We start from the raw sequence: 1,290 nt of genomic DNA on the forward strand, positions 1-1,290 counted from the left end.
TGATATTATCCCCTTTAGGTAGACAGTGTGAAAAAGACCATGTATACACATGGATGTTACACTATTACGTGGAGGGGATTTTTCATGGCGAAAAAAGGTACAACATTTAATACATACTCAAATGAGATAAAGTTATCAGCTGTTCAAAGTTATTTAAACGGTGAGGGAAGCTACGATATGATAGCGAAAAAATATCAGATTAGAAGCTCTACACAACTTAAAAATTGGGTGAAAAAATATAAAGAACGTGGTGAAATTACAGATACTCGCGGGGAAAATAATAAAACGAAAGGTATACCGAACCCTTTAAAAGGCAAACGGATCCATTTTAAAACTGTTGAAGAAGAGCGTGATTACTATAAGGCTCAGGTTGAATATTTAAAAAAGCAGTATCCAAATCTGTAAATGGGGGCGTACTAAAATATAAAGAACGATATCATATCATTGAATTACTAAAGAGAAAATATCCTGTTATATGGCTTACTAAATTTGCGGGTGTACATCGCTCAAGTTACTATAAGTGGGTTCATACAAAAAGTATGAACAACATGCGACTAGAATCCGATAAACGATTAAAAAAGGTAATTCAATCTATTCACGTAAAGCACAAAGAATATGGATATCCACGTATGAAAATCGCTTTAGAAGAAGAGGGATATTTTATAAATCACAAAAAGGTATATCGATTAATGAGTGAGCTTAACATTCAGTCTATTATTCGAAAGAAGCGTCGCTTCTTTAAAGGGAATTATTCTAATACTTTTCCAAATGTTTTAAACCGTGAATTCAAAGATCGCCAACAAAATGAAGCGCTTGTTACAGACATTACCTACCTACGATTTCAAGAGGGCTTCCGCTATCTTTCTGTTGTACAAGATATTTATAATAACGAAGTTGTTTCTTGGAAAATTTCCAAGCGTAATGATAATGAACTTGTATTAGATACAATTGAAATGTTGGCACAAAAAAGAGATGTGCGTGGAACCATTCTCCATTCAGATCAGGGGTTCCAGTACACATCTCATGCCTACAACAAACGACTTTTAGATTTAGGTATCATTGGCAGCCACTCTCGCAAAGGAAACTGCCATGATAATGCCTGTATCGAGTCATTTTTCTCCCATTTTAAATCGGAGATGTTGTATTTGAATCATTTTAAAACAGAAGCGGATTTAATACAAGCAATTGAAGAATATATTTACTTTTATAACTATAAACGTTTCCAAAAACGACTCAACCATCGAGCTCCGATAGAATATCGAATCTCGATGGCTGCTTAGTCTTTTTAAT

2 protein-coding genes are annotated in these 1,290 nt (G+C 34.2%); both read left to right on the forward strand.

Annotated elements, in window-relative coordinates; all coding sequences use genetic code 11:
• The first annotated feature begins 84 nt into the window (after window positions 1-84).
• Window positions 85-405: a helix-turn-helix domain-containing protein gene (locus PDQ33_RS28855; protein ID WP_001074673.1), complete on the forward strand. Its 321-nt coding sequence runs from the start codon at window positions 85-87 to the stop codon at window positions 403-405.
• A gap of 38 nt (window positions 406-443) precedes the next feature.
• Complete coding sequence (locus PDQ33_RS28860; RefSeq protein WP_230305710.1) at window positions 444-1,280, forward strand: IS3 family transposase; 837 nt, start codon at window positions 444-446, stop codon at window positions 1,278-1,280.
• Window positions 1,281-1,290 lie beyond the last annotated feature (10 nt).

Source organism: Bacillus cereus group sp. Bc031, assembly GCF_027716265.1.
Lineage (GTDB): Bacteria > Bacillota > Bacilli > Bacillales > Bacillaceae_G > Bacillus_A > Bacillus_A paranthracis.